This window comes from Streptomyces melanosporofaciens (genome assembly GCF_900105695.1).
GTDB lineage: Bacteria > Actinomycetota > Actinomycetes > Streptomycetales > Streptomycetaceae > Streptomyces > Streptomyces antimycoticus.
Map to the genome: position 1 here is coordinate 6,820,860 of NZ_FNST01000002.1, position 24,122 is coordinate 6,844,981.

Consider the following 24,122-nt stretch of genomic DNA (forward strand, 5'->3'; position numbering starts at 1 on the left):
GAGTCTACTGGCCGTCCTCGCAGGCCAGACCGGTGGCCGACGGACCCGTCCGCAGGGCCCGGGGCGCGGGCGGGCGACGGCCCTGCACATCAGTGGCGCATCAGGCTGCGGATCGGCTGCGGATCAGTCCTCGTACGGCAGCAGTTCGGCGCGCTTGGGGGCGCGCCCGTCGCCCGAGGAGCGGCCGGTCAGCCGCCTGCCGATCCACGGCCCGAGGTGCTGGCGGGCGAACCGCACATCCGAGGTGCGGCGGGCTATCCAGCCGACGGGCACCGGGGGCGGCAGGGGCGCGTCCCAGTCGGCCTCCGGCTCATGGCCCAGTGCCTGCCATACGGCCTCGGCGACCCGCCGGTGCCCCTCGGCGTTCAGATGCAGCCGGTCCTCGTCCCACATCCGGGGGTCCCCGACGGCCTGGGAGGCGAACAGGTCCACGACGGTCGCGTCATGCCGTGCGCCCAGCTCGTCGATGACCGAGAACAGCCGCTCCATCCGTGGCTCGAACCGCGCGAACACCGGCCCGCGCCGCCCCGGGCTGCGCATCAGCACCAGCCGCTTGCAGGTGGGCGCCAGCCGCTCGACGGCCTCCTCCAGCAGGGCGCACACCCGGCCCACATCGCATTTCGGCCGCAGCACATCGTTCAGTCCGCCGACCAGGGTCACCAGATCGGCGCCCATGGCCGCCGCCGGGCCCGTCTGCTCCTCGACGATCTGCCCGATCAGCTTGCCGCGGACCGCGAGGTTGGCGTAGCGGAAGCCGGGGTTGTGGGCCGCGAGCCGACCGGCGAGCAGATCCGCCCAGCCTCGGTAGGTCCCGTCGGGGAGCCGGTCCGACATGCCCTCGGTGAAGGAGTCGCCGACCGCGACAAAGCTGCTGTAGGTGATGTTCGTCTGCATGGCGCAGGCGATCCTATCCCGGTGCGCGGGCTGCGTTGACCGCCGACCGCGAGCATGATGAGCCGCATGGCGATGACCCACATCTACTTCGAGGGCGGGGCGCGGAACGGGACGACCGCCGGCTGGAATGTGGAGCCCGGCGCGGACATCTACGACGACAACATCTTCCGGCCACCGGAGCTGTACCGGCGGACGAACCGCACCAAGGTCATCGGCCGGGTCGAGTACGTGATCTTCCGCTACGACCCGATGGGCACCCGGCCCGGCCCCGGCCCGGGCAGCGCCCCCGGGCCCCGCCGCTGAGCCGCGCGCGGCCGTCCTGGCGATGCCCTCCGGTTGGCCCGCTTGGACCGCGCGGGGTTCCGCGCGCCGCGTGGCGGGGCAGTCTGGTCGACGTGGATGCCTTCGAATGCGACCGCACGACCATGGCCATCGTCGCCGCCGCGCTCGCCGACGACGGGGAGGGCGCCGCCGCCCTCCTGGAGCCGCTCGAGATGCGCGATGCGTGCCGGGTCGCGGTGCGGCTCGCCGCGATGGCCGCCCATGCGCTGGTGGCGGTGGCCGAGGAGGGCGGCGGGGGACGGGAGGAGGCGCTGGCCCACTGGCAGGAGTGCATCATCGCCCATGAGTCCAGACGCACCGAGGAGTGACCGGACGCGTTGCGGAGCGACGGCCCTCGGCCAGGTGCGTGATCAGGCCACCAGCTCGCGCAGCACGTCCTCCATGGTCACCAGCCCCTCCAGCCGTCCGTCCGCGGCGATGACCGCCGCAAGGTGGGTGCTGCTGTCGCGCATCGCGGTGAGCACGTCGTCCAGCGGCGTATGGGACCGCACCCGGGGGATCGGGCGGAGCTGATCGGGGCCGAACGGCACATCCCGGGGCCGTGCGTCCAGCGCGTCCTTCACATGCAGATAGCCCACGATCCGCCCGGAGTCGTCGACCACCGGGAACCGTGAGAAGCCGGTCCGCGCCGCCAGCTGTTCCAGCTCCTCGGGGGTCACCCCGAGCTGCGCCTTGACCACCTCCTCCATGGGCAGCACGACATCCCGCACTCGTCGCCGGCCCAGCTCCAGCGCGTCCCGCAGCCGCTCGGTGGAGCGGTCGTCCAGCAGCCCGGCCTCGCTGGAGTCCGAGACCATCCGGGCCAGCTCGGCATCGGAGAAGGTCGCCGCGACCTCGCCCTTGGGCTCCACGCGCATCAGCTTCAGCAACCCGTTCGCCAAGGAGTTCACCCCGAAGATCACCGGGCGCAGGGTGCGGGCGAGGGCGACCAGGGGCGGGCCGAGCAGCAGCACGGTGCGCACCGGCTCGGCCAGCGCCACGTTCTTCGGCACCATCTCGCCGAACAGCATGTGCAGATAGGTGGCCGCGGTCAGCGCGATCACGAACGAGACCGGGTGCACCAGGCCCAGCGGCAGCCCCACCACATGGAAGAACGGCTCCAGCAGATGCGCGATGGCCGGTTCCGCGACGGCGCCCAGCACCAGCGTGCACAGCGTGATCCCGAGCTGGGCGGCGGCCAGCAGCGCGGAGAGGTGCTCCAGGGCCCACAGCACGGAGCGCGCCCGTCGGTCGCCCTGCTGGGCGTGTGGATCGATCTGGCTGCGGCGCACCGAGATCAGGGCGAACTCCGCGCCCACGAAGAAGGCGTTGAGGACCAGCGTCAGCAGGCCGATCAGCAGCTGGAGGACGGTCATCGGCCCGTCGCCCCCTCGGCCCCGGGCACGCCGCCGTCGCCATCGCTCCCGGCACCGCGTCCCGGCGCCCGCAGCCGGGCCCGGGCCGCCCGGTGGCTCGTCACCTTGCGCACCTCCATGGACCAGCCCGCCAGCTCGACGGTGTCGCCGACGGCCGGGATCCGGCCCAGCTCCGTGGCGATCAGCCCGGCCAGGGTCTCGTACGGGCCCGGCGGCACGCGCAGCCCGATGCGCTCCAGCTGATCGACGCGGGCCGCGCCGTCCGCGTCGTAGAGCATATGGCCCTCGGTGTCCCGGCCCATCGGAATCAGATGGGGGGTCTCGTGCGGATCGTGCTCGTCGCGGACCTCGCCGACCACCTCCTCGACGATGTCCTCCAGGGTGACGACCCCGGCCGTACCGCCGTACTCGTCGATGACCACCGCCATGCTGCGCTGGGCCGAGAGCCGGTCCAGCAGCCGGTCCACGGTGAGCGACTCGGGGACGAGCACCGGTTCGCGCATGAGCTCGGACACCGGGCGGCGGGGCCGCTCCTCGGCGGGGACCGCCAGGACGTCCTTGATGTGCACGATGCCGACGACGGTGTCCAGGCTGCCCTGGTAGACGGGGAAGCGGGACAGCCCGGTGGCGCGGGTCGCGTTGGCGACGTCCTCGGCGGTGGCCCGTACGTCCAGCGCCACCACCCGCACCCTCGGGGTCATCACGTTCTGCGCGGTGAGCTCGGCGAGGTTCAGGGTGCGGACGAACAGCTCGGCGGTGTCCTTCTCCAGCGCGCCCTCCTTGGCGGAGTGCCGGGCGAGGGCGATCAGCTCCTGTGGGCCGCGCGCGGAGGCCAGCTCCTCGGCGGGCTCCAGGCCCATCCGGCGCACGGTGTGGTTGGCGGTGTTGTTGAGATGGCTGATCAGCGGGCGGAAGACGGAACTGAAGACGCGCTGCGGGGTGGCCACGGCCTTGGCGACCGGCAGTGGCCGGGAGATGGCCCAGTTCTTGGGCACCAGCTCGCCCACGACCATCAGTACGACGGTCGACAGAAAGGTGCCGAGCACCAGCGCGGCCGAGCGGACGGCCGACTGGGGTACGCCGATCGCGGTGAGCGGCCCGGCCAGCAGGGCCGCGACGGACGGCTCGGCCAGCATGCCGACGACCAGATTGGTCACGGTGATCCCGAGCTGCGCGCCGGAGAGCTGGTAGGTGAGGCTCCGCACGGCCTTCAGCGCCCCGGCCGCGCCGCGCTCCCCGCGTTCGGCCGCCCGTTCCAGCTCGCTGCGCTCGACCGTGGTCAGCGAGAACTCCGCCGCGACGAAGGCGCCACAGGCCACCGCCAGGAGGAGCGCCACGGCCAGGAGGAGGACTTCGGTCATCGGTTCACCTCCGTCCCATGATCCGCCAGAGACCGGAGGAATGCAGCCCCCGCGCGGCCGCGGCGGGGACGGCCGCGCCGGGTCAGGGGCACAGCGGCTTGACCCAGCGGCTCCACTGCGGCTGGCGCTCATAGCCCGCCGCGCTCCACGCGTGGTGGGCCAGCCCGTTCTCGCCCCGCACCATCGCGTCCCCGCGCCGTCCGCCCAGGGCCGTGAACCGCTCCTCGGCCGCCGCCAGCAGGGCCGTCGCCACGCCCCGGCGGCGGTGCCCGGGGTGGACGGCCAGCCGGTACAGATGGCAGCGCCAGCCGTCGAAACCGGCGATCACCGTTCCGGCGAGCTCCCCGTCCCGCTCGGCCAGCAGCAGCGACTCCGGGTCGCGGTCGAGCAGCCGGGCCACCCCGTCCCGGTCGTCGCTGATGCTGGTGCCCTCCGCCGCCTCCTTCCAGAAGGCGAGCACGGTGTCGAGGTCGGCGGGGGCCGCGGCCCGTATCCGAAGATCGTTCATGGCCGCATCCCATCATCGGGCGGACCGCGGCGTCGACGGGAATTCCACCCGGTCAGCTGCCGTGCAGCTCCTCGATCACCGGGGCGAACGCCTCCATGTTGTGCTCCAGCACGGTGAAGTACGAGAAGCCGAACCGCTCGCGGTGGGCCCGCAACTGCTCCGCCATCTCCTTGGCGTCGCCCAGCAGCAGCGCCGGGTGCTCCAGCATCTGGTCCTCGGTGAGGCCCGGTGCGTACGCGGAAAGCTCACGCACCTTGGCGCGCCGGTCGGCGCCGGGCCCGGCCATCTGGATGAGGTAGTTCAGCTCGATCGCCTCGCCCGGCTCATCCGCCCCCTCCTGCGCCCGCCCCGCCTCGGCGGCGAAGCGGCGGAAGGCGCCCACCCGCTCCTCCAGCGTCTCGGGGCTGATCAGCTGCAGGGCGCCCTGGGGTCTGCCGGGGGCCTGCACCGCCCCGGTGAACGCCGCGATGTCCGCATGGCGCGCGGCCAGCCGCAGCAGCCGGTCGCCGTTGCCGCCGAGCAGCAGCGGCGGGCGCGGGGACTGCGCGGGCCGCGGCCGGTGCTCGGCATCGGTCAGCAGACGCTCCAACTCGGCCACGGTGCGCACCAGATGGTCCACCCGCTCCCGTGGTGAACCGAAGGGCAGCCCGGCGCTGTCGTGCTCGGCCTTGACATAGCCGGCGCCCAGGCCGAGCTCCAGCCGGCCGTCGGTCAGCGCGTCGCAGGTGGCCACCTCCCGGGCGAGCAGCGCGGGGTTCCAGAAGCCGGCGTTGAGTACGAAGGTGCCCAGCCGTGGGCGCTCGGTCGCCTCGGCGGCGGTGGCCAGCGCCGGGAACGGGGCGGGGTTGCCGAGGTGGTCGGGGGCCAGCAGCACGTCATAGCCGAGCTGCTCGGCGTGGCGGCACTTCGCCCGCCATGCCTCGGCCGATTCAAGGGTGAGCAGATTGACTCCGAAGCGGAACGGCCTTGCCATGAGCCCTCCTCGAACGCGGATACGGTGAACGTATCCGAGATCGGCGCCGTTCGAGGTCCTTTGTCCCCACTCTCGCTCACTCGCCCTCATGCACCGGTCCGGCCGATCGGGCACCGGCCGGGGACGGTGCCCGGGGCTCAGCCCAGCGGGTCGGGTTCCGGCTCGGCCCCGGGCGCGGCCCTGGTGAAGATGTGCATCCGCTCCAGCACCGCCTCGGCCGTGGGCCGCTCCATCCGGTCCACGATCCGGCCGTCGGCGAGGAAGAGCACCAGATCGGAGTGGGCGGCGGCGCTCGGGTCGTGGGTGACCATGACGACCGTCTGGCCCAGCTCGTCGACGGCCTCCCGCAGAAAGCGCAGCACCTCCAGGCCCGACCGTGAGTCCAGGTTGCCGGTGGGCTCGTCCGCGAAGATCAGCTCGGGGCGGGAGGCGAGCGCCCGGGCGCAGGCCACCCGCTGCTGCTGTCCGCCGGACAGCTGGGCGGGCCGGTGCCGCAGCCGGTCGCGCAGCCCGAGGGTGTCGATGACCCGGTCCACCCACTCCCGGTCGGGCTTGTGGCCCGCGATGTCCATGGGCAGGGTGATGTTCTCGGCCGCATTGAGCGTGGGCAGCAGATTGAACGACTGGAACATGAAGCCGATCCGGTCGCGGCGGAGCTGGGTCAGCTCCTTGTCGCCCAGGCCGGTGATCTCGGTGTCGCCCAGCCAGGCCTGGCCCGACGAGACCGTGTCGAGACCGGCCAGACAGTGCATCAGGGTGGACTTGCCGGATCCGGACGGGCCCATCACCGCGGTGAAGCGGCCCCGTTCGATCTCCACGTCCACCGCGTCCAGCGCGAGCACGGCCGTCTCGCCGCTGCCGTACGCCTTGGTCAGGGACCGGGCGCGGGCCGCCGCATGGGCGCCGCCCTCCGCGAACCCGTCCGTCTTCGTTGCCGCCGGTGTGGACACGATGCCTCCCCGTATCGGAACGTCGTGCCCTCGATGGTAGGGACCCGGCCGCCGATGCGCCCACCCGCGGACGCGGACGTACAGGAATGCGATGACGGACGGGACGGCGATGCCGGGGTGCGCAGACGGTGTCCGGCGCGCCTTTGGTTACGGACGCGGAGGCGATACCGGGCGGCGCGCCGCGCCCAGTACGCACGGGGACGTCGGCAGGGTCGGGCCCCGCTCGGGGATGCGCAGCCGGCGGTGGCCGAGCGGCTCGAAGCCCGCGGCCTCGATCTCCGAGCGCACCTCGCGCGCCGTATGGCAGCCACCGAACATCAGCGGCCACACCGTGCGGTCCAGCGCCCGCTGGGTGGTCGCCAGGACCCGCCCCTCGGCGCGGCCGTGCTCGAGGAAGCGCAGCTCACCGCCGGGCCGCAGCACCCGCAGCAGCTCGGCGAGCGCGCGCGGCACATCGCGCACCGAGCACAGCACCAGACAGGCGACGGCCGCGTCGAACGCCTCGCTCTTGACCGGCAGCGCCTCGGCGACGCCCGGCACCACGTCCACCGGCACCCCGGCCCGCAGCCCCGCCCGGGTGGCCAGCCGCCGCAGATGGCGCTCGGGTTCGATGGCGACCACCTCGGAGACGGCTTCGGGATAGTGGGGGAAGTTCAGCCCGTTGCCCGCGCCGATCTCGATGACCCGGCCGGACAGGCCGGCCAGCAGCTCGCCGCGCAGCTCACCGACCCCCGCTCGCTCGTCGGCCAGTGGGCTCATTCTGGCGTAGCAGCGGGCGAAGAGCGGGTGGTGGACGGCGTCACGCGGGGGCGTGCGAGGGCATACGGGCATGGGAGCTCCCCCTTGTCCCAGGTACGGACGATGGAACCGGTACCGGGATTCTGCCCACGCGGGGGGCCTCGCTACGCGGCCAGCCGCGCCGCGTCCCAGCTCCCGTCCAGCCGGGGCGCCAGCCAACCGGGCGCCTGGGCGCGGAAGTCGGCGGGCGGCAGGGCCGGGGCGCCCTGGGGGATGGCGCCCAGCAGCGGGACACCGGACGATTCCGGTAGATCGGCCACATTGCAGCGGGAGGCGAGGTCCGCGGCGGCGGGCCAGCTGCCGATGACGACGCCGGGGCACTCCAGCCCGCGGGCGCGCAGCGCCTCGGTGGTCAGGGTGGTCGCGTTGAGCGTGCCGAGGCCCGCGTGGGCGACCACGAGGACGGGCGCGCCGAGCAGCCGGGCCGCGTCGGCGAGCGTCGCCCCCGTCTCGTCGAACCGTACGAGCAGCCCGCCCGCGCCCTCGACCAGCACCAGATCGTGCTCGGTGGCCAGCTTCTCGGCCGCCTCCGCCACCTCGTGCGGCCGCACCGGCGGCCGTCCGGCGCGGCGGGCGGCGGTGGCGGGGGCCAGCGGCTCGGGGTAGCGGGCGAGTTCGAGCAGGGTCACCGCACCGGCGAGCCGGGCCACCTCGGCGGCATCGCCCGGTTCGCCCTCCGCGACACCGGTCTGGGCGGGTTTGAGCACCGCCACCGAGCGGCCGCGTGCGAGCGCCGCGGCGGCGACGGCCGCCGTGCTGACGGTTTTTCCGATTTCGGTGCCCGTGCCGGTGACGACCAGTACTGACATCTTCGTTTCCGTTGCCTTTCACTTTCGTTCGTGCTCCCGGCCTGCCCCGGTGCGGTCGGTCCCTATGGGTGGGAGGCCGACCGCGAGCGGAGCGGGCGGGTCAGACGGCCGCGGCCGCGGCCGCCCGTACCGCCGTGCAGATCCGGGCCAGATCGTGGTCGCCCGTGATGTACGGCGGCATGGTGTACAGCAGATCGCGGAACGGGCGCAGCCATACGCCCTCGCGCACCGCGGCCCGCGTCGCCGCCGCCATCCCCGCGTCGTCCATCGGACGGTCGAGCTGGACGACGCCGATCGCGCCGAGCACCCGCACCTCCCGGACGCCCGGCAGCTCGGCCGCCTCCGCGAGACCGTCGCGCAGCCCGGTCTCGATCCGCTTGACCTCCTGCCGCCAGTCGTAGGAGAGCAGCAGCTCGATCGAGGCGCAGGCGACGGCCGTGGCCAGCGGATTGCCCATGAACGTCGGGCCGTGCGCGAGCACCGGCACCTCGCCGCGCGAGATGCCGTCCGCCACCCGCGGGGTGCACAGCGTGGCCGCCAGGGTGAGATAACCCCCGGTCAGCGCCTTGCCCAGACACATCACATCGGGGCACACCGCCGCGTGCTCGGCCGCGAAGAGCGTGCCCGAGCGGCCGAAGCCCGTGGCGATCTCGTCGAACACCAGCAGCACATCGTGCTCGTCGCACGCCTCGCGCAGCACCCGCAGCAGCGCGGGGGAGTGGAAGCGCATCCCGCCCGCGCCCTGGACCACCGGCTCCACGATCACCGCGGCCAGCTCATGGGCGTGACGGGCCACCAGCTCGCGTACATGTGCCTCGTACGCCGGGTCGGGGTCCGCGTCGAAACCGGGGGGCGGCGCGTCCGCGAAGATCTGCTCGGGCAGCACACCGGACCACAGCCGGTGCATTCCGCCGTCCGGGTCGCACACCGCCATCGGCTGCCAGGTGTCGCCGTGATAGCCGCCGCGCCAGGTCAGCAGCCGTCGCTTGGCGGGGCGGCCGAGGGAGCGCCAGTACTGCAGGCACATCTTCACCGCGACCTCGACCGACACCGAACCGGAGTCGGCGAGGAAGACATGGCTCAGCGGCTCCGGCGTGATCTCCACCAGACGGGTGGCCAGCCGGACGGCGGGCTCATGGGTGAGCCCGCCGAACATCACATGGCTCATCCGGTCCAGCTGACCCCGCGCGGCGTCGTTGAGCGCCGGGTGGTTGTAGCCGTGGATGGCGGACCACCACGACGACATCCCGTCCACCAGCTCGCGGACGCCCTCCACCGGCTCGGCCAGCCGCAACCGGACCCCGGCCGCGGACTCCACGACCAGGGGGTCCTGGCGGCCGGGCATCGGGCCGTACGGATGCCAGACGTGCTGCCGGTCCAGCGCCCGCAGCTCGGCCGGGGTCAGCGGCTCAGGCATTGGGCGGCAGATCCGTGCCCGCACCGCGGCGGCGCACCGCGACCAGATCGGCGTGGGAGCCCTCCGCGGCCGCCGAGGTGGAGACCGTGGCACCGGCCGCCGCCTGGGCGGGTACGGCGTCGGCGGGCGCCGCGTCACCGCACGGGCCGCAGCCACCGCCCTCCGCGCCGTGGCCGCCGCAGCCGGAACCGGCAGCCGCGTCCGCGCGGTGCTTGGGCAGCGTCGTGGTGTCGGTGCCCTCCACCTCGAAGCCCGCATCCGCGATCATCGCCAGATCGTCCTTGCCCGCCTGGCCCTCGGTGGTCAGATAGTCGCCGAGGAAGATCGAGTTCGCCAGGTTCAGGGCCAGCGGCTGCAGCGTCCGCAGATGGATCTCGCGGCCGCCGGCGAGCCGCACCTCCACGTCCGGGCAGACGAACCGCACCATCGCCAGGATCCGCAGACAGCGCTGCGGGGTGAGGTTCCAGTCCCCGGCCAGCGGGGTGCCCTCGATCGGGATGAGGAAGTTGACCGGCACCGAGTCCGGGTCCAGGTCGCGCAGCGAGAAGACCACGTCCACCAGGTCCTCGTCCGACTCGCCCATGCCCGCGATCAGCCCGGAGCAGGCGGACATCCCCGCCGCCTGGGCCTGCTGCACGGTCGAGACCCGGTCGGCGTAGGTGTGGGTGGTCGTGATGTCGCCGTAGGTCGCCTCGGAGGTGTTGAGGTTGTGGTTGTACGCGTTCGCCCCCGCGTCCTTCAGCCGCGCCGCCTGACCGTCGGACAGCAGCCCCAGACAGGCGCAGATCTCGACGTCCTGGTGCTCCTCCTTGATGGCGGCGATGGTCTTCGAGACCCGGTCCACGTCGCGGTCGGTGGGACCGCGTCCGCTGGCCACCAGGCACACCCGCTTGGCGCCGCCCGCGACCCCGGCGCCCGCCGCGGCGGCCGCCTGCTCCGGCTTGAGCCAGGTGTACTTGAGGATCTCGGACTTCGAGCCCAGCCGCTGCGAGCAGTAGGAGCAGTCCTCGGGGCACAGCCCCGACTTCAGGTTCACCAGATAGTTGAGCTTCACCCGCCGCCCGAACCAGGCGCGGCGCACCTTGCCCGCCGCGGCCACCACATCGAGCAGCTCGTCATCGGAGGTCGCCAGGACGGCGAGCGCCTCTTCGCGGGTTGGCGATTCGCGCCGCAACCCCTTGTCCACCAGCGTGTTCAGCAGGTCCATGGCGACGATCCTTTCCTACCCCACCGCTCCCGGCCAAGGAGGGACCGTACAAGACGCGCGGATCGGGGTGTGGGTATTGCCACACCATGACCGGGCATGGAGGAGGCTACGTTCTATCCGGACCCGACAGTCGGTGCCCTTGACGAGGCCACGGAGGCGAGGCAGCCGATGCCCCAGGACCGCCCGGACGACGCGTTCGCATGGATCGACGCACAGCGGGAGCGGCGCGACCGGGCCGGGCTGGTGCGCCGGCTCAGCCCCCGGCCCGCCGACTCCCCGCTGCTCGATCTGGCGAGCAACGACTATCTGGGGCTGGCCCGCCACCCGGAGGTGACGGCCGCCGCGGCCGCGGCGGCGCAGCGCTGGGGCGCGGGGTCCACCGGATCGCGCCTGGTCACCGGCTCGACCGAGCTGCACACCACACTGGAGCGGGAACTCGCCGACTTCTGCGGTTTCGAGGCGGCTCTGGTGTTCTCCTCCGGCTACGCCGCCAATCTGGCCGCCGTCTCCGCGCTGAGCGGCCGGGACGCCCTGATCGTCTCCGACGCGGGCAATCACGCCTCGCTCATCGACGGCTGCCGGCTCTCCCGCGCCGAGGTCGCCGTCGTCCCGCACGCCGACCCGGACGCCGTGCGCAAGGCGCTGGGCGCGGCCGAAGAGGACACGCGGGAGGAGGCCGCCGAGGGAGCCGGAGCGGTCCCGGCGCGCCGGTGCGCCCTTGCCGTCAGCGACTCGGTCTTCTCCGTCGACGGCGACGCCGCCCCGCTGGCCGCCCTCGCCGGGGCCTGCCGTGCCCACGGCGCGGCGCTGGTGGTGGATGAGGCGCACGGGCTGGGGGTGCTCGGCGAGGGCGGGCGCGGCGCGGTGCACGGGGCCGGGCTCGCGGGCGCGCCGGATGTGGTGGTCACGGCCACCCTCTCCAAGTCGCTGGGCAGCCAGGGCGGGGTGGTGCTGGGGTCCGCCCGGGTGATCGAGCACCTGGTGAACACCGCACGCACGTTCATCTTCGACACCGGGCTCAACCCGGCGGCCGTGGGCGCCGCCCTGGCGAGCCTGCGGCTGCTGCGCCGGGAGCCGGAGCGCGCCGCCCGCGTCCGTACGGTCGCCATGGGGCTGTACGGACGGCTGACCGCCGCCGGGCTGACCGCGGTGCGGCCGGACGCGTCGGTGGTGTCGGTGCGGGCCCCGTCCCCGGAGCAGGCGGTGCGCTGGGCCGCGGGCTGCCGCGCGGCCGGGCTGCTGGTGGGGTGCTTCCGCCCGCCGTCCGTCCCCGACGGCATCTCGCGGCTGCGGCTGACGGCGCGTGGGGATCTGACGGAGGAGCAGGTCGAGAGGGCGGTCGACGTGATCGTGAAGACCGCGCCGACCGCCTGATGAGTCACTGACGGGAGGGTGAACGGATCAGCCGTTCACCAGCGGAACAGATACTTCACTGACGGATCAGCTTCCGGTTCCGGCCGAGCGGGAGGTGCCGGAGCCGAGGCCGTCGTCCTTGAGCCCCTCGAGGAAGGAGACCCAGGTCGACGGGGTGAACAGCAGGACGGGGCCCGCTGTGTTCTTCGAATCGCGCACGCCGAGCCGGTCGGACCCCAGCAGGGCCGTCTCGACGCAGTTGTTCATGCCGACGCTGTAGCTGCTGCGCAGCCAGTGGACGGACTTGGCGGACATACTGGACATGGTGCCCCCTCAGGCGCCGCCCCCGATTTTGTTGATGAAGGACAACGATTCCTCAGGTGTCAGGGCGCGGGTCCGCAGTACTTCGAACGCGGCGCTGTACGCCCGGAGGTCTTCTTTCCGCTCCAGATAGAGGCTACTCGTCAGGTGGTCGAGAACTACTACGTCCAGGTCACTAATGTGCGGAAAAGAGAAAATAATGAAAGGACCTGTCATACCAATGGGCATTCCGATAGAGAATGGCAGTACCTGCAGCTGCACCTGAGGCAATGCGCAAAGATTGGCCAGATGGCTCAATTGCGCCGCCATCACCCCGGGTCCGCCCACCTCGCGCCGCAGCGCCGCCTCGTCCAGCACCGCGTGCAGCCGCAACGGCCGCTCGCCGTGCAGCACCGACTGACGCGCGATCCGCACCTCCACCAGCGAGTCCACCTGGGGCCGCGGCAGATCCGGGAGCGCCGCGAGGGTCACCGCCCGGGCGTAGTCCGGGGTCTGCAGCAGACCTGGCACCACCGTGGTCTCCAGGGTGTACGCGTCCGACGCCTCCGCCTCCAGGCTGATGAAGTCCCGGTAGGCGGGCGGCAGTAGATCGCGGTACGCGTACCACCAGCCGCGCCGTGACCCCTCCGGATCCGAGGCGCCCCCGCGGCACAGCGCCTCCAGCAGGGCGCGCAACTCCGGGTCGGCGACCTCGTAGACCTCCAGCAGCCGCGCCACATCCGAGGGCTTGGCCCCGCTCCGGCCGGTCTCGATCCGGCTCACCTTCGACTGATGCCAGCCCAGCCGGAGGGCGACCTCACCGCTGGTGAGTCCGGCCAGATCACGCTGGCGGCGGAGTTCCGCGCCGAGCTTGCGACGGCGCACCGCCGGGCCGTACCGCATGAGTTCTCCCTCCCGCCTTTCCCCTTGCCGGCGCGTCACCCACAGCGCGTGTCGCACCAGTGGCCCAGTGTGCCTCCCAAATCCGGTTTTCCGTAGCAGAGTTCACCGCTTTGGGCGACAGATATATGCATAACTCGGTGGATCGCCCCCGTTGCGGCGGGCATCGGTGGCACTCTGACGCGTAGAGCCGTCAGGGCAGCCCACGACTTCACCGGCTTCGCAGCTCCACCTTCCAACGCGTCCGCAGCCGCGCCCCGGCGGGAAAGGGACAGGCCGTCATGGCAGACCATCAGGAAGCATCCGTCACTCTGCCGAGCGCACCGGCGTCGGTTTCCGCGGCACGTGCCTATGTCACGGACGTGCTCGCCGAATGGGGGCTCGGGCAGGAGGGGGAGGCCGCGGACACCGTGCGGCTGATCGTCTCCGAGCTCGCCACCAACGCCGTGGAGCACACCGTGGGCCGGTCGCCCACCTTCACCGTGGACCTACGGCTCGACCGCGAGCAGCGGCTGGAGATCGGGATCACCGACAGCCATCCCAAATGGCCCAGATGGCTGCCGCTGGCCACCCAGCAGGACAGCGGGCGCGGCATGGTCATCGTGCGCTGTCTGGCCGCGGAGTCGGGCGGCGAGGTGTTCGTCACCCCGACCGCGGACGGCGGCAAGACCGTCTGGATCGCCCTGCCGTGGACCGTGCCGGTCCGCTGAATCCGCTCACAGCACGCGCTGGGCCTGCCCCTCCGAGGCCCGCGCCTCGGCCAGCTGACGGATCCGGGTGAAGACCCGCCCGGCGGCCGGGCCGATCAGATAGTGCGGCATGTCGCCGCGCTCGATCACCCCGTACCGGCTCGTGCCCATCAGGTACGAGGAGTACAGGATCAGCCCGCTCGGCCGGTGCATATCGACGGTGAGCGCCGAGAAGCCGGGGAACTCGTCGGTCTGATAGACGTGCAAGCCCTCCGCCTCCGCTCCATAGCGCTCCTTGAAGCGGCCGAACCGCTCCAGCGAATCCTTGATCTTCCGCGTCATGTCCTCCTGATACTGGCGGGAGAGCGTGGCCGCCGCGTCCGAGGACGGGTCCAGCAGATAGCAGCGATAGGTGCCGCCCCGGCGCAGCAGCCCGAGGATCGCGTCGCGAAAGCGGGCCGGACGCTCGGTGGTGACCAGCCGGCTGGAGGAGGTGCGCAGCGCCGTCCCCATGTCGAGGACCTCCTCGCCCGCCGCGTCCAGCAGCCGCGCCTTCTCCTGGGGGCTCGGCCGCTCCGGATACGCGTGCACCGGGGAGCCGTCCGAAAGCCCCCGGCCCGCCAGCCACGCCTTGGCCGCCCCGCCCGGCCCGCCGTCGCCCGCCATCAGATAGACGTCCTTGCCCTCATGGCTTCCCACATGGGCGAACAGCTCGGCATACGGCCCCGCGGTGCGGTACACATCCTCCGAGACCGCCAGGCAATCCGCCGGAGTCGCCTTCTCCAGATGCGCGGCCAGATTGATGTCGGGGGAGTGGATGGTGCCGGTCCGGCCCTCGCCGGTGTGGCGTATCGCCCCCTTGTGCAACGCCATCCGCACATGCAGCTCCCCGTCCACCCCCGCCTGCGCGAACTCGTCGCGCAGATGGCGCAGATCCAGGGTCAGAAAGGTGCGGGCCGCCTCCAGCGCGACATCGCGGGCCACGCTCTCGCTGTCGTCATGGACCGCGAAGAAGCCCCCGTCGCCGCGCCAGCTCCACAAGTCGCTGCGGGCACAGCGCCGCTGCGCCGAGAGCTGCCCGAGCCGGGCGCGCATCCGCTCGCGCAGCAGATCGAAGGCGTGGGCGGCGCGGTCCCTGGGGTTCGAGCGGACGATCGTCGAATACCCGGAGGTGTCGACGAAGAGGAGATACACCTGGTCGTAGGTCCGGTCGGCCTGGAAGGGCTCGCCGTGAAAAGGCTCGCCGTGAAAAGGCTCGTTCATACCGGCACCGGACCGCGCTCGACGCCGCCGCGCGCCCCGCGGAACCCATCGTCGTCGGGATACGCGTACGCCATGCGATGCCTCCGGTGGTCGACGGGGCCGGTCCACAGCGGTGTGGCCCGGCCCCGTCAACCTACCCACGGTCCCTGACACCTACGGCGGGTCAGCGCACATGTCCGTACCAGACCTTCTTGGTCCAGATCCGCTCCAGCCGCACCACCGTGCCGGTCTTGGGGGCGTGCCAGATCCGGCCGCCGCCCGCGTACACACCGACGTGGTAGACCCCGCTCCCGGAGTGGAAGAACACCAGGTCCCCGCCCTTGCGGGAACCGGCCTTGATATGGCGGGTCCGGTTGTACTGCGCGGCCGCGGTGCGGGGCAGCCGCTTCCCGGCCCGCTTGTAGGCGTACTGCGTCAGCCCGGAGCAGTCGAAGCGCTTGGGCCCCTCCGCGCCGTACTTGTACGGTGCGCCCTTCTTCGACGCCGCGATCCGCAGCGCCTTGGCCGCGGCGGTTGCGGCCTCGGCCTCCGGTGGATAGCCCGGCGTCGCCACGGTGCCCCCCACAGCGGCGACGGTGAGGGCCGAGACGGCGCTCGCTCGCGAGAACATCCTGGGGATACGTATGTGCGCAGACATCACGCGCCACCCTTCGTGGGCCGACTCCGCCCCGGTGTGGTGGCGGAGTCCTGTCGTCCCCTGGGATGGTCACGCAGCCGCGCCGCCGGTTCCGACTCGAGAGGGCCCGGTGTGACGGTGGTCACTGCGGGGCCGTTCGGGTGGTGCCGACCGCCCCGCTCCGCGCCCGTGACCTGCGCGGACGACCGTGCCGGGGCGTGGTGGGGCGGACGCGGACACGGACCCGGGACGTCCGTGGGCCGCAAGCCGGCCCCGCCCGGGCCGCCGGAATCCCGCTCCGCCGTTCGGGCGACGGTTCCGCGCCCTCGACGGGCGACGGCCCCGCGCCCTCGAGGGCGCGTCTCAGGCGCGCAGCGCCGGGGGCAGCGTGACCCGCTCCGCGCGCCGCTCCCCGTCCAGCACCCGCAGCGCCCGGGCCAGCGTCGCGGTGTGCAGCTCGCTCTCCCCGCGCTCATGCATCAGCGCCAGCGCGTCCCGCAGTGCGGTGGCCTTCCCCACCAGGGCCTGGGCGGCCCGCAGACCGCCGTAGGTGTCGCTGCCGCGCGCCGGGTTGATCCGGCCCAGCAGATCGACCACGTCCAGATAGCCGTCCACGACGCTTCCCTCCGCGCGGGTGAGCGCGGGCAGCGGGGGCAGCTCCGGTGGCAGCACCGCGCTCACCTCGCCCGCAGCGGCGTGCCCGGCCGCTTACGGCTCTGGGTGACCTGGTCCACCAGCCCGTACGCCACCGCGCCCTCGGCGTCGAAGATCTTGTCGCGGTCGATATCGGCCCGGATCCGCTCGGCGCTCTGGCCGGTGTGCCGCACCAGCATCTGCTCGAGCATCTCCTGGGTGCGCCGCAGCTCATTGGCCTGGATCTCGAGATCGGAGGTGGTGCCCTCGACCGGCTCGGCGAACGCGGCCTGGTGGATGAGGATCCGCGCCCCCGGCAGGGCCAGCCGCTTGCCCGGGGTGCCGGCGGCCAGCAGCACGGCGGCCGCCGAGGCGGCCTGGCCCAGGCAGATCGTCTCGATGTCGCAGGAGATGAAGTGCAGGGTGTCGTAGACCGCCGTCATGGCCCGAACGAGCCGCCGGGCGAGTTGATGTAGAGCGAGATGTCCTGCTCGGGCGCGGCGTGCTCGAGATGGATCAGCTGCGCGATCACATCGTTGGCGGCGGTGTCGTCGATGGGCGTGCCGAGGAAGACGATGCGCTCGGAGAGCAGCTTGGAGTACGGGTCCATGGTGTGCGTCCCCGAGCTGGTGCGCTCGGTGAACTCGGGCAGGACATAGCGCGCGGTCGATCGTTCCATCGCGTCACCTCTCGGCGTCGTGGGCTTGGCTCCGTAAAAAATGTACAGGATGTACATCCCGATATGATGGGAGCATGGCTTACGAGATTCCGGTGACGCAAGCCCGTGCAGAGCTCGCGGAGCTGATCAACCGCGTGGTGTACGGCGGCGAGAGGGTGGTCGTCACGCGCCACGGGAAGCCGCTTGTCGCCCTGGTCTCCGCCGCTGACCTGCAGCGGCTGGAGGAGATCGCGGCGGACGCGGAGGGACGCGCGGAGGAGCAGGTGATCAGCACCGTGTCATCGATGCGCCCCACCTCGTCCGCTCCGGGCGAACGGCGGCGCTTCGGCATCGCGGCGGAACACAACGGCCCGGACGCCGGGGATCGGCGTCCGGGCCGCGAGGAGTGACGGACGGGACAGGACCGGCTCAGCGCCGGTCGGGTGCGGGGACGCTCGTCAGGAGCTGAGCGTCCAGATCGCGTTGGCGATGGCGTCGGTGTTCAGGTCCAGTGCCTTGTCGTCGATGTTCGACGTCTTGTCGCAGGCGGAGTGGTAGCACGGGTCGAACGCCTCGCCCGCCGTGCCGCCCCACTTGTCGGCCTGCTCCTGGCTCATGGTGGCCTCGGCACCGGTGAACAGACCGCCGACCCGCACCCCCGCGTCCTTGAACGGGGCGTGGTCCGAGCGGCCGTCGCCCTCGGTCTCCGGGTCGGTGGAGATGTTCTTCGCGGCGTACCAGTCGGTGAAGACCTTCTCCAGCTCCGGGTCGTCGTCATAGACGAAGTAGCCCGGGTTGGGGGAGCCGAGCATGTCGAAGTTGAGGTAGGAGTCGATCTTCGACTTGTCGTCGTCCGCCAGGCTGTCGACGTAGTGCGTCGAGCCGACCATGCCGTCCTCCTCGTCGCCCCACCAGGCGAACCGCAGGTGCTTGGTGGGCTGGAGGTCGGCCTTGGCCACGGCGAGCGCGACCTCGAGGATCGCGGCCGAGCCGGAACCGTTGTCGTTGATGCCGGGGCCGGCCTCGACCGAGTCGAGATGGGATCCGGCCATCACCACCTTGCCCTCGTCGCCGCCCTTCCAGTCGGCGATGAGGTTGTAGCCCTTCTTGCCGCCGGAGGTGAACTCCTGCACGGAGGTGGTGAATCCGGCCTCGTCCAGCTTGCCCTTGATGAAGTCCACGGACTTCTGGTAGCCGGGCTGGCCATGGGCGCGGTTGCCGCCGTTGGCGTCCGCGATGGACTGCAGTTCGCCCAGGTCGGCCTTGACCGCCGCGACGTCCACGTCGGGGGCCGCGGCCTGGTTGTTGATGGTGGCCTCGGCGCCGGAGGCGCCGGTCAGCAGGGCCGCGGTGAGCGCGGCACCGGTTGCCGCCGCGAGGGTTCCACGGCGAAATGACGCTATTCGCTTCACAGTTGGGCTCCGTTGTGATGTGGGGGGTTGGAGCGGAGCAGGTGAATCATGGTGGTGCGGTGATGAGAATCGGGGGTACGCGGCGGGGCCGTCAAGTGCGATAGGCGGACACAGGGGTCCGCCGAGCGGAAATCGGGTGCCGGGGCGGAGCCTGTCCGAGACCCGCCCGACCGGCTTGACCAGCGGCGATGGGGGCTGATCAGTTAACGCTGACGAAACGCCACGGAACTAGCCTGCTCAGGCCGGGTGCGAGCCGCCCCGGCCCGTGCTGAGCGGGTGGTTTCCGCCGGGCGGTACGAAGATGAGGGGATGAGGTGGGAAGCATGCGATTGACCCCACATGAGCAGGAACGTCTGCTCATCCATGTGGCCGCCGACGTGGCCGAGAAGCGACGGGCCCGGGGCGTGCTCCTCAACCACCCCGAGGCGACGGCGCTGATCACCGCCCACATCCTGGAGGGGGCCCGGGACGGCCGCGGCGTCGCCGAGCTGATGGCCTCCGGCCGCCAGGTGCTCACCCGTGACGAGGTCATGGAGGGCGTCCCCGAGATGCTCCACGACGTCCAGGTCGAGGCCACCTTCCCCGACGGCACCAAGCTGGTCACCGTCCATCAGCCGATCGCCTGACGGGAGGGGCGTATCCGTGATCCCCGGAGAGATCCGCCACGCCGATGAGCCGGTGACCCTCAACGAGGGGCGGCCCGTCACCCGTCTCACCGTGCTCAACGCCGCCGACCGGCCCGTCCAGGTCGGTTCCCACTACCACTTCGCGGAGGCCAACCCCGGCCTCGACTTCGACCGCGCCGCCGCCCGCGGCAAGCGGCTGGACATCGCCGCGGGCACCGCCGTGCGCTTCGAACCGGGCATCCCCGTCGAGGTCGCCCTGATCCCGATCGCGGGGGAGCGGATCGTGCCGGGGCTGCGCGGGGAGACGGGAGGACGGCTCGATGGCTGAGCTCCACCGCGCGGCGTACGCCGATCTCTTCGGCCCCACCACCGGGGACCGGATCCGGCTCGCCGACACCGACCTGTTCATCGAGATCGAGGAGGACCGTAGCGGCGGGCCCGGCCGGGCCGGGGACGAGGCGGTTTTCGGCGGCGGCAAGGTGATCCGCGAATCCATGGGCCAGTCCCGCGCCACCCGCGCCGAGGGCACCCCCGACACCGTGATCACCGGCGCGGTCGTGCTCGACCACTGGGGCGTCGTCAAGGCGGATATCGGCCTGCGTGACGGCCGTATCACCGGCATCGGCAAGGCCGGGAACCCCGACACCATGGACGGCGTCCATCCCGACCTCGTCATCGGGCCCGAGACCGAGGTCATCGCGGGCAACGGCAGGATCCTCACCGCGGGCGCCATCGACGCCCATGTCCACTTCATCTCCCCGACCCTCGTCGACCAGGCGCTCTGCTCCGGGATCACCACCCTCGTCGGCGGCGGCACCGGACCCGCCGAGGGCACCAAGGCGACCACCATCACCCCCGGCCCCTGGCATCTCGCCCGGATGTTCGAGGCGCTGGAGGGATACCCGGTCAACATCGGACTCCTCGGCAAGGGGAATACCGTCTCGCGCGAGGCGATGTGGTCCCAACTGCGCGGCGGAGCCCTCGGATTCAAGATCCATGAGGACTGGGGAGCGACCCCCGCCGCCATCGACGCCTGCCTCGGCGTCTGCGAGGAGAGCGGCGCCCAACTCGCCATCCACACCGACACCCTCAACGAGGCGGGCTTCGTCAGTGACACCCTCGCCGCCATCGCCGGGCGCTGTGTCCACGCGTATCACACCGAGGGCGCGGGCGGCGGGCACGCACCCGACATCATCACCGTGGTCTCCCAGCCGCATGTGCTGCCCAGCTCCACCAATCCGACCCGCCCGCACACCGTCAACACCGTCGAGGAACACCTCGACATGCTGATGGTCTGCCACCACCTCAACCCGGCCGTCCCCGAGGACCTCGCCTTCGCCGAGTCCCGCATCCGGCCCAGCACCATCGCCGCCGAGGACGTGCTGCACGACCTCGGCGCGATCTCGATCATCTCCTCCGACTCCCAGGCCATGGGACGGATCGGCGAGGTGGTGCTGCGCACCTGGCAGACCGCGCATGTGATGAAGCGGCGGTGCGGCGCCCTCCCCGGCGACGGCCGCGCCGACAACCACCGGGCACGTCGCTATGTCGCCAAATACACCATCAACCCGGCGGTGGCACAGGGCCTCGACGGGGAGATCGGCTCCATCGAGACCGGGAAGCTGGCCGATCTCGTGCTGTGGGACCCCGCGTTCTTCGGCGTCAAACCGCAACTGGTGATCAAGGGCGGACAGATCGCCTACGCGCAGATGGGCGACGCCAACGCCTCCATCCCGACCCCGCAGCCCGTCCTGCCGCGCCCCATGTTCGGCGCGCTCGGCCGCGCGGCGGCCACGGGCTCGGTCAACTTCGTGACCCAGACGTCGCTGGACGACGGGCTGGTGGACCGGATGGCGCTCGGTAAGCGGTTCGCCCCGATCCGCTCCACCCGGGGGGTGACGAAGGCGGACATGCGGGAGAACGACGCCCTGCCACGGGTCGAGGTCGACCCCGACACGTTTACGGTGACGATCGACGGCGAGCCCGTGGAACCGGCTCCGGCGGCGGAACTTCCCATGGCCCAGCGGTACTTCCTCTTCTGACGGGGCCCGTCATGACCACGAACGAGATCCCGCCGCCGACGTCTGGGGACGGCGGTGGTTCGGCCACGGGTGGTCCGCCGGCGGACTTTCCCCAGCCCCGCCCCTTCCCGCAACCAGGGGGCTGCGCCCCCTGGACCCCCGGCAACCCGCCCCCGGACGGACCGCATCCGGCCCGCCGGGCGGCGGAAGGCATGCCCGTCGGGCGAGCGGCGGGGGCCGGGCCACGGGCCGCGCAAGAGGGGCCCGGAGGCGGGGGCGTGGACCCCGGCGGGGTTGAGGGCGAAGCCCGTGGTGGGGTTCGGGGCGACACCCCTGGTGGGATCCGGGGCGAAGTGCCCGCTGGAGTCCGGGGCGAAGCCCGTGGGGGCAGGGGCGTGGACCCCGGCGGGGTCCGAGGGGAAGCGCCCGGTGAGGTCCGGGTCGACACGCCGGGTGGGGATCAGGGCGAAGCCCGCGATAGGGACCGGGGTGAAGCGTCCGGTGGGGTTCGCGGTGAAGCCCGCGGTGGGGTCGCCGCGTTGCTCATCCTTGCCGATGGGCGGTTCCCGGCGGGGGGCCATGCTCATTCCGGCGGGGCCGAGGCTGCCGTCGCGGCGGGCCGGATCCGTGATGCGGCCTCCCTGGAGGCGTTCTGCCGGGGTCGGTTGCACACCGTCGGGCTCACCGCGGCCGGGCTCGCGGCCGCGGCCGCTGCCGGGCTCGACCCGCTTGCGCTGGACGAGGCGGCGGACGCCCGTACCCCAGCTCCCGCGCTGCGGGCCACCGCCCGGCGGCTCGGGCGCCAGCTGATGCGCGCCGCCCGGGCCACCTGGCCGTCGCCCGAGCTGGACGCCCTCGCCGCCGCCCGGCCGCGCGGGGCGCATCAGCCCGTGGTGCTCGGACTCACCGCGCGCGCCGCCGGACTCGGGCCGTCGGACGCCGCGTACGCAGCCGGGTACGAGGCGGTGAGCGGGCCCGCGACCGCCGCCGTACGGCTGCTCAGCCTGGACCCCTTCCACGCCACCGCCGTCCTCGCCCGCCTCGCCCCCGAACTCGACCACGTCGCGGCCCGCGCCGCCGAGACGGCTCGGCGCGCCCTCGACGACGGCCCGGGCGCGCTGCCCGCCGCCTCCGCACCCCTGCTCGACATCGCCGCCGAACAGCACGCCACCTGGTCCGTACGCCTCTTCGCCTCATGACCGGGGCAGTTGGCCGCGACCCGTATCCCCCCGCACCCCGTTGGAACACCGGAGCCGTCATGCATCTCGATCACGCGGACACCTACCCCCCGCGCCACACCTACGGCGCCGCCGACCCCCACCGCCCCGACGGCACCCGCCGGGCGCTGCGCATCGGCCTCGGCGGACCGGTGGGCTCGGGCAAGACCGCGACCGTCGCCGCGCTCTGCCGGGCGCTGCGCGACCAACTCTCCGTCGCCGTCGTCACCAATGACATCTACACCCGTGAGGACGCCGAGTTCCTGCTGCGCAACGCCGTACTGCCCGCCGAGCGCATCACCGCCGTGGAGACCGGCGCATGCCCGCACACCGCGATCCGCGATGACATCTCGGCCAATCTGGAGGCGGTCGAGGAGCTCGAGGAGGCTGTGGGTCCGCTCGATCTGATCCTCGTCGAGTCCGGTGGTGACAACCTCACCGCGACCTTCTCCAAGGGTCTGGTCGACGCGCAGGTGTTCGTCATCGATGTCGCGGGCGGCGACGACATCCCCCGCAAGGGCGGCCCCGGTGTGACCACCGCGGATCTGCTCGTCGTCAACAAGACCGACCTCGCCCCGTACGTCGGCTCCGACCTGCAGCGCATGGCCCGCGACGCCAAGGCCCAGCGCGGTGAACTCCCCGTCGCCTTCACTTCCCTGGTCGCCGAGGACGGCGTCCGCCCCATCGCCGATTGGGTCCACGCACGCCTGGCCGCCTGGACGGCGGCGGCATGACGCCCGCCCCGGACGCCGCGGCCCGCGCGGAGCCGCCCTGGGCGGGTGGCCCGGCCGCATCGGGCGAGGCACGGCCGCACCCCACCCCGCGGACGTCCGGGCGCCGCTCGGGCAGCTCAGATACGGGGCCCACCCCCGGCACCCCACGCACCCCCAATACCCCACGCACCCCCGGCACCCCACACACCCCAGCCACCGCCGTACAGGCCACCGCCCGCATCCTCGCCGAGGTGGATGGGCGTGGTGGCACCGCGTTGCCCGTCCTCGTCGGGGACGGCCCGCTCGCGCTGCGGCGTACCCGGGCCGTCAGCGGGGAGGCGCGCGTGACCGTGGTCGGTGCCATGAGCGCGCCCCTCGGCGGGGACCGGATCGCCCTGGAGGCGACCGCCGGGCCGGGCGCTCGGCTGCGTATCGGCTCCGCCGCGGCCACCGTCGCCCTGCCCGGGCGGACGGGCCGGCCCGCCCGCTACGAGATCCGGCTGACCGTCGCCGACGGCGCGACCCTGCACTGGCTGCCCGAGCCCCTCATCTCCGCCCAGGGCAGCGATCTGCGCATGACGACCCGGGTCGAACTCGCCCCGACCGCCCGCCTGGTACTGCGCGAGGAGCAGATCCTGGGCCGTACCGGCGAATCCCCGGGTCATCTGACGGCCCGCCTCACCGTCCACCGCGCCGGGCGGCCCCTCCTCGACCAGGAAATCTCCTACGGCCCCGGCCCCGGCCCAGGCGCCGGCGCCCTGGGCTGGGACGGCGGCTCGGTGCTCGGCGGCCATCGCGCGGTGGGCCAGCTCCTCGTCGTCGACCCGTCCTACGCCACGAGCCCGCTCGCCACCCGCGCCCTCACCGGGACCGCCGTCCTCACGCCGCTGACCGGCCCCGCCGCCCTGGCCACCGCCGTGGCGCCGGACGCGATCCAGCTCCGCCGGGCCCTCGATGAGGCGGCCGCGGCCGTGGGGTGATGTTCACGTCTTGATAAAGAAACGGCGGTTTGCCCTGTACTCGGCGGTAAGCAAGACAGAAGAATCCTGCCTGACACTCTGTGATCATCGCCGCTCCAGGCGGCGCAACAAAGCAGGGGGATTACTA

General features: G+C 72.5%; 27 protein-coding genes and 1 pseudogene. 11 read left to right on the plus strand and 17 right to left on the minus strand.

All coding sequences use genetic code 11. The features are described from left to right. Nucleotides 1-123: 123 nt before the first annotated feature. Nucleotides 124-894 (minus strand): SGNH/GDSL hydrolase family protein, encoded by a 771-nt coding sequence (locus BLV72_RS32435; protein ID WP_093466772.1) that lies wholly within the window; start codon nt 892-894, stop codon nt 124-126. Nucleotides 895-960: 66 nt separating this feature from the next. Here BLV72_RS32435 and BLV72_RS32440 point away from each other — a divergent pair, with 66 nt between their 5' ends. Beyond that, nucleotides 961-1,197: a hypothetical protein gene (locus tag BLV72_RS32440; RefSeq protein ID WP_244321122.1), complete on the plus strand. Its 237-nt coding sequence runs from the start codon at nt 961-963 to the stop codon at nt 1,195-1,197. 122 nt (nt 1,198-1,319) lie between these two features. Then, nucleotides 1,320-1,544: a hypothetical protein gene (locus BLV72_RS32445; RefSeq protein WP_014056689.1), complete on the plus strand. Its 225-nt coding sequence runs from the start codon at nt 1,320-1,322 to the stop codon at nt 1,542-1,544. 42 nt (nt 1,545-1,586) lie between these two features. Here BLV72_RS32445 and BLV72_RS32450 read toward each other — a convergent pair whose 3' ends face one another. From BLV72_RS32450 to bioB, 9 genes are all read right to left on the minus strand, one after another. Then, a complete protein-coding gene (locus BLV72_RS32450; RefSeq protein ID WP_093466773.1) occupies nt 1,587-2,591 on the minus strand; it encodes a hemolysin family protein in 1,005 nt (334 codons plus the stop codon). Next, nucleotides 2,588-3,952, minus strand: a complete 1,365-nt coding sequence (locus BLV72_RS32455; protein WP_093466774.1) for a hemolysin family protein — start codon at nt 3,950-3,952, stop codon at nt 2,588-2,590. Before BLV72_RS32455 ends, BLV72_RS32450 begins: the two co-directional genes overlap by 4 nt. A gap of 82 nt (nt 3,953-4,034) precedes the next feature. Further along, nucleotides 4,035-4,460 carry a GNAT family N-acetyltransferase gene (locus BLV72_RS32460; RefSeq protein ID WP_093466776.1) on the minus strand — a complete coding sequence of 142 codons (426 nt, stop codon included), beginning with the start codon at nt 4,458-4,460 and terminating at the stop codon, nt 4,035-4,037. A 52-nt stretch (nt 4,461-4,512) separates the two neighbouring features. Then, nucleotides 4,513-5,433, minus strand: coding sequence for a TIGR03621 family F420-dependent LLM class oxidoreductase (locus tag BLV72_RS32465; RefSeq protein WP_093466778.1), 921 nt, complete (start codon nt 5,431-5,433; stop codon nt 4,513-4,515). Nucleotides 5,434-5,570: 137 nt separating this feature from the next. Then, nucleotides 5,571-6,383, minus strand: a complete 813-nt coding sequence (locus tag BLV72_RS32470; RefSeq protein WP_093466780.1) for an ABC transporter ATP-binding protein — start codon at nt 6,381-6,383, stop codon at nt 5,571-5,573. Between the two features lie 147 nt (nt 6,384-6,530). Next, nucleotides 6,531-7,214 (minus strand): class I SAM-dependent methyltransferase, encoded by a 684-nt coding sequence (locus tag BLV72_RS32475; RefSeq protein WP_093466782.1) that lies wholly within the window; start codon nt 7,212-7,214, stop codon nt 6,531-6,533. 71 nt (nt 7,215-7,285) lie between these two features. Then, nucleotides 7,286-7,990, minus strand: coding sequence for a dethiobiotin synthase (gene bioD, locus BLV72_RS32480; protein ID WP_093466784.1), 705 nt, complete (start codon nt 7,988-7,990; stop codon nt 7,286-7,288). A 100-nt stretch (nt 7,991-8,090) separates the two neighbouring features. Continuing rightward, nucleotides 8,091-9,407 carry an adenosylmethionine--8-amino-7-oxononanoate transaminase gene (locus BLV72_RS32485; RefSeq protein WP_093466786.1) on the minus strand — a complete coding sequence of 439 codons (1,317 nt, stop codon included), beginning with the start codon at nt 9,405-9,407 and terminating at the stop codon, nt 8,091-8,093. Then, nucleotides 9,400-10,614 (minus strand): biotin synthase BioB, encoded by a 1,215-nt coding sequence (gene bioB / locus BLV72_RS32490; protein WP_093466788.1) that lies wholly within the window; start codon nt 10,612-10,614, stop codon nt 9,400-9,402. The genes BLV72_RS32485 and bioB overlap by 8 nt, the downstream gene beginning before the upstream one ends. A 168-nt stretch (nt 10,615-10,782) precedes the next feature. Between bioB and BLV72_RS32495 the strand changes: the two genes are divergently transcribed. Then, complete coding sequence (locus BLV72_RS32495) at nt 10,783-11,988, plus strand: 8-amino-7-oxononanoate synthase (protein ID WP_093466791.1); 1,206 nt, start codon at nt 10,783-10,785, stop codon at nt 11,986-11,988. A 66-nt stretch (nt 11,989-12,054) separates the two neighbouring features. On the opposite strand, the gene BLV72_RS32500 is transcribed toward BLV72_RS32495, so the two are convergent. Then, the gene (locus BLV72_RS32500) at nt 12,055-12,291 is read right to left on the minus strand and encodes a DUF397 domain-containing protein (protein WP_093466793.1); all 237 of its coding nucleotides are present in this window, start codon (nt 12,289-12,291) and stop codon (nt 12,055-12,057) included. 9 nt (nt 12,292-12,300) lie between these two features. Then, entirely contained in the window at nt 12,301-13,170 is an 870-nt protein-coding gene (locus BLV72_RS32505) for a helix-turn-helix domain-containing protein (protein WP_078639283.1), read from the minus strand. A gap of 278 nt (nt 13,171-13,448) precedes the next feature. Between BLV72_RS32505 and BLV72_RS32510 the strand changes: the two genes are divergently transcribed. Then, nucleotides 13,449-13,877: an ATP-binding protein gene (locus BLV72_RS32510; RefSeq protein WP_093466795.1), complete on the plus strand. Its 429-nt coding sequence runs from the start codon at nt 13,449-13,451 to the stop codon at nt 13,875-13,877. Between the two features lie 6 nt (nt 13,878-13,883). On the opposite strand, the gene BLV72_RS32515 is transcribed toward BLV72_RS32510, so the two are convergent. The 4 genes and pseudogenes from BLV72_RS32515 to BLV72_RS32530 all read right to left on the minus strand — a co-directional run bounded on the left by BLV72_RS32515 (nt 13,884) and on the right by BLV72_RS32530 (nt 17,047). Beyond that, the gene (locus tag BLV72_RS32515; RefSeq protein WP_059145820.1) at nt 13,884-15,119 is read right to left on the minus strand and encodes a nucleotidyl cyclase domain-containing protein; all 1,236 of its coding nucleotides are present in this window, start codon (nt 15,117-15,119) and stop codon (nt 13,884-13,886) included. Between the two features lie 163 nt (nt 15,120-15,282). Beyond that, complete coding sequence (locus tag BLV72_RS32520; RefSeq protein ID WP_093466797.1) at nt 15,283-15,756, minus strand: C40 family peptidase; 474 nt, start codon at nt 15,754-15,756, stop codon at nt 15,283-15,285. A gap of 342 nt (nt 15,757-16,098) precedes the next feature. Beyond that, nucleotides 16,099-16,407 (minus strand): hypothetical protein, encoded by a 309-nt coding sequence (locus BLV72_RS32525; protein WP_093466799.1) that lies wholly within the window; start codon nt 16,405-16,407, stop codon nt 16,099-16,101. 5 nt (nt 16,408-16,412) lie between these two features. Next, nucleotides 16,413-17,047, minus strand: a pseudogene (locus BLV72_RS32530) (ATP-dependent Clp protease proteolytic subunit). A 74-nt stretch (nt 17,048-17,121) separates the two neighbouring features. Between BLV72_RS32530 and BLV72_RS32535 the strand changes: the two are divergent. Continuing rightward, nucleotides 17,122-17,436, plus strand: a complete 315-nt coding sequence (locus BLV72_RS32535) for a type II toxin-antitoxin system Phd/YefM family antitoxin (RefSeq protein ID WP_093466801.1) — start codon at nt 17,122-17,124, stop codon at nt 17,434-17,436. Nucleotides 17,437-17,484: 48 nt separating this feature from the next. Here the strand turns inward: BLV72_RS32535 and BLV72_RS32540 are convergent, their stop codons facing one another. Next, nucleotides 17,485-18,438, minus strand: coding sequence for a M28 family metallopeptidase (locus BLV72_RS32540; protein WP_093466803.1), 954 nt, complete (start codon nt 18,436-18,438; stop codon nt 17,485-17,487). 323 nt (nt 18,439-18,761) lie between these two features. Between BLV72_RS32540 and BLV72_RS32545 the strand changes: the two genes are divergently transcribed. The 6 genes from BLV72_RS32545 to BLV72_RS32570 all read left to right on the plus strand — a co-directional run bounded on the left by BLV72_RS32545 (nt 18,762) and on the right by BLV72_RS32570 (nt 23,995). Beyond that, entirely contained in the window at nt 18,762-19,064 is a 303-nt protein-coding gene (locus BLV72_RS32545; protein ID WP_059145814.1) for an urease subunit gamma, read from the plus strand. A 16-nt stretch (nt 19,065-19,080) separates the two neighbouring features. Beyond that, on the plus strand, nt 19,081-19,392 hold the full coding sequence (locus BLV72_RS32550; RefSeq protein ID WP_093466805.1) for an urease subunit beta: 312 nt from the start codon (nt 19,081-19,083) through the stop codon (nt 19,390-19,392). Then, the gene (locus tag BLV72_RS32555) at nt 19,385-21,106 is read left to right on the plus strand and encodes an urease subunit alpha (protein WP_093466807.1); all 1,722 of its coding nucleotides are present in this window, start codon (nt 19,385-19,387) and stop codon (nt 21,104-21,106) included. Before BLV72_RS32550 ends, BLV72_RS32555 begins: the two co-directional genes overlap by 8 nt. A 518-nt stretch (nt 21,107-21,624) precedes the next feature. Further along, nucleotides 21,625-22,284, plus strand: a complete 660-nt coding sequence (locus BLV72_RS32560) for an urease accessory protein UreF (protein WP_093466809.1) — start codon at nt 21,625-21,627, stop codon at nt 22,282-22,284. Between the two features lie 59 nt (nt 22,285-22,343). After that, the gene (ureG, locus tag BLV72_RS32565) at nt 22,344-23,036 is read left to right on the plus strand and encodes an urease accessory protein UreG (RefSeq protein ID WP_093466811.1); all 693 of its coding nucleotides are present in this window, start codon (nt 22,344-22,346) and stop codon (nt 23,034-23,036) included. Continuing rightward, entirely contained in the window at nt 23,033-23,995 is a 963-nt protein-coding gene (locus BLV72_RS32570) for an urease accessory protein UreD (protein WP_093466813.1), read from the plus strand. Before ureG ends, BLV72_RS32570 begins: the two co-directional genes overlap by 4 nt. The last annotated feature ends 127 nt before the right edge of the window (nt 23,996-24,122 follow it).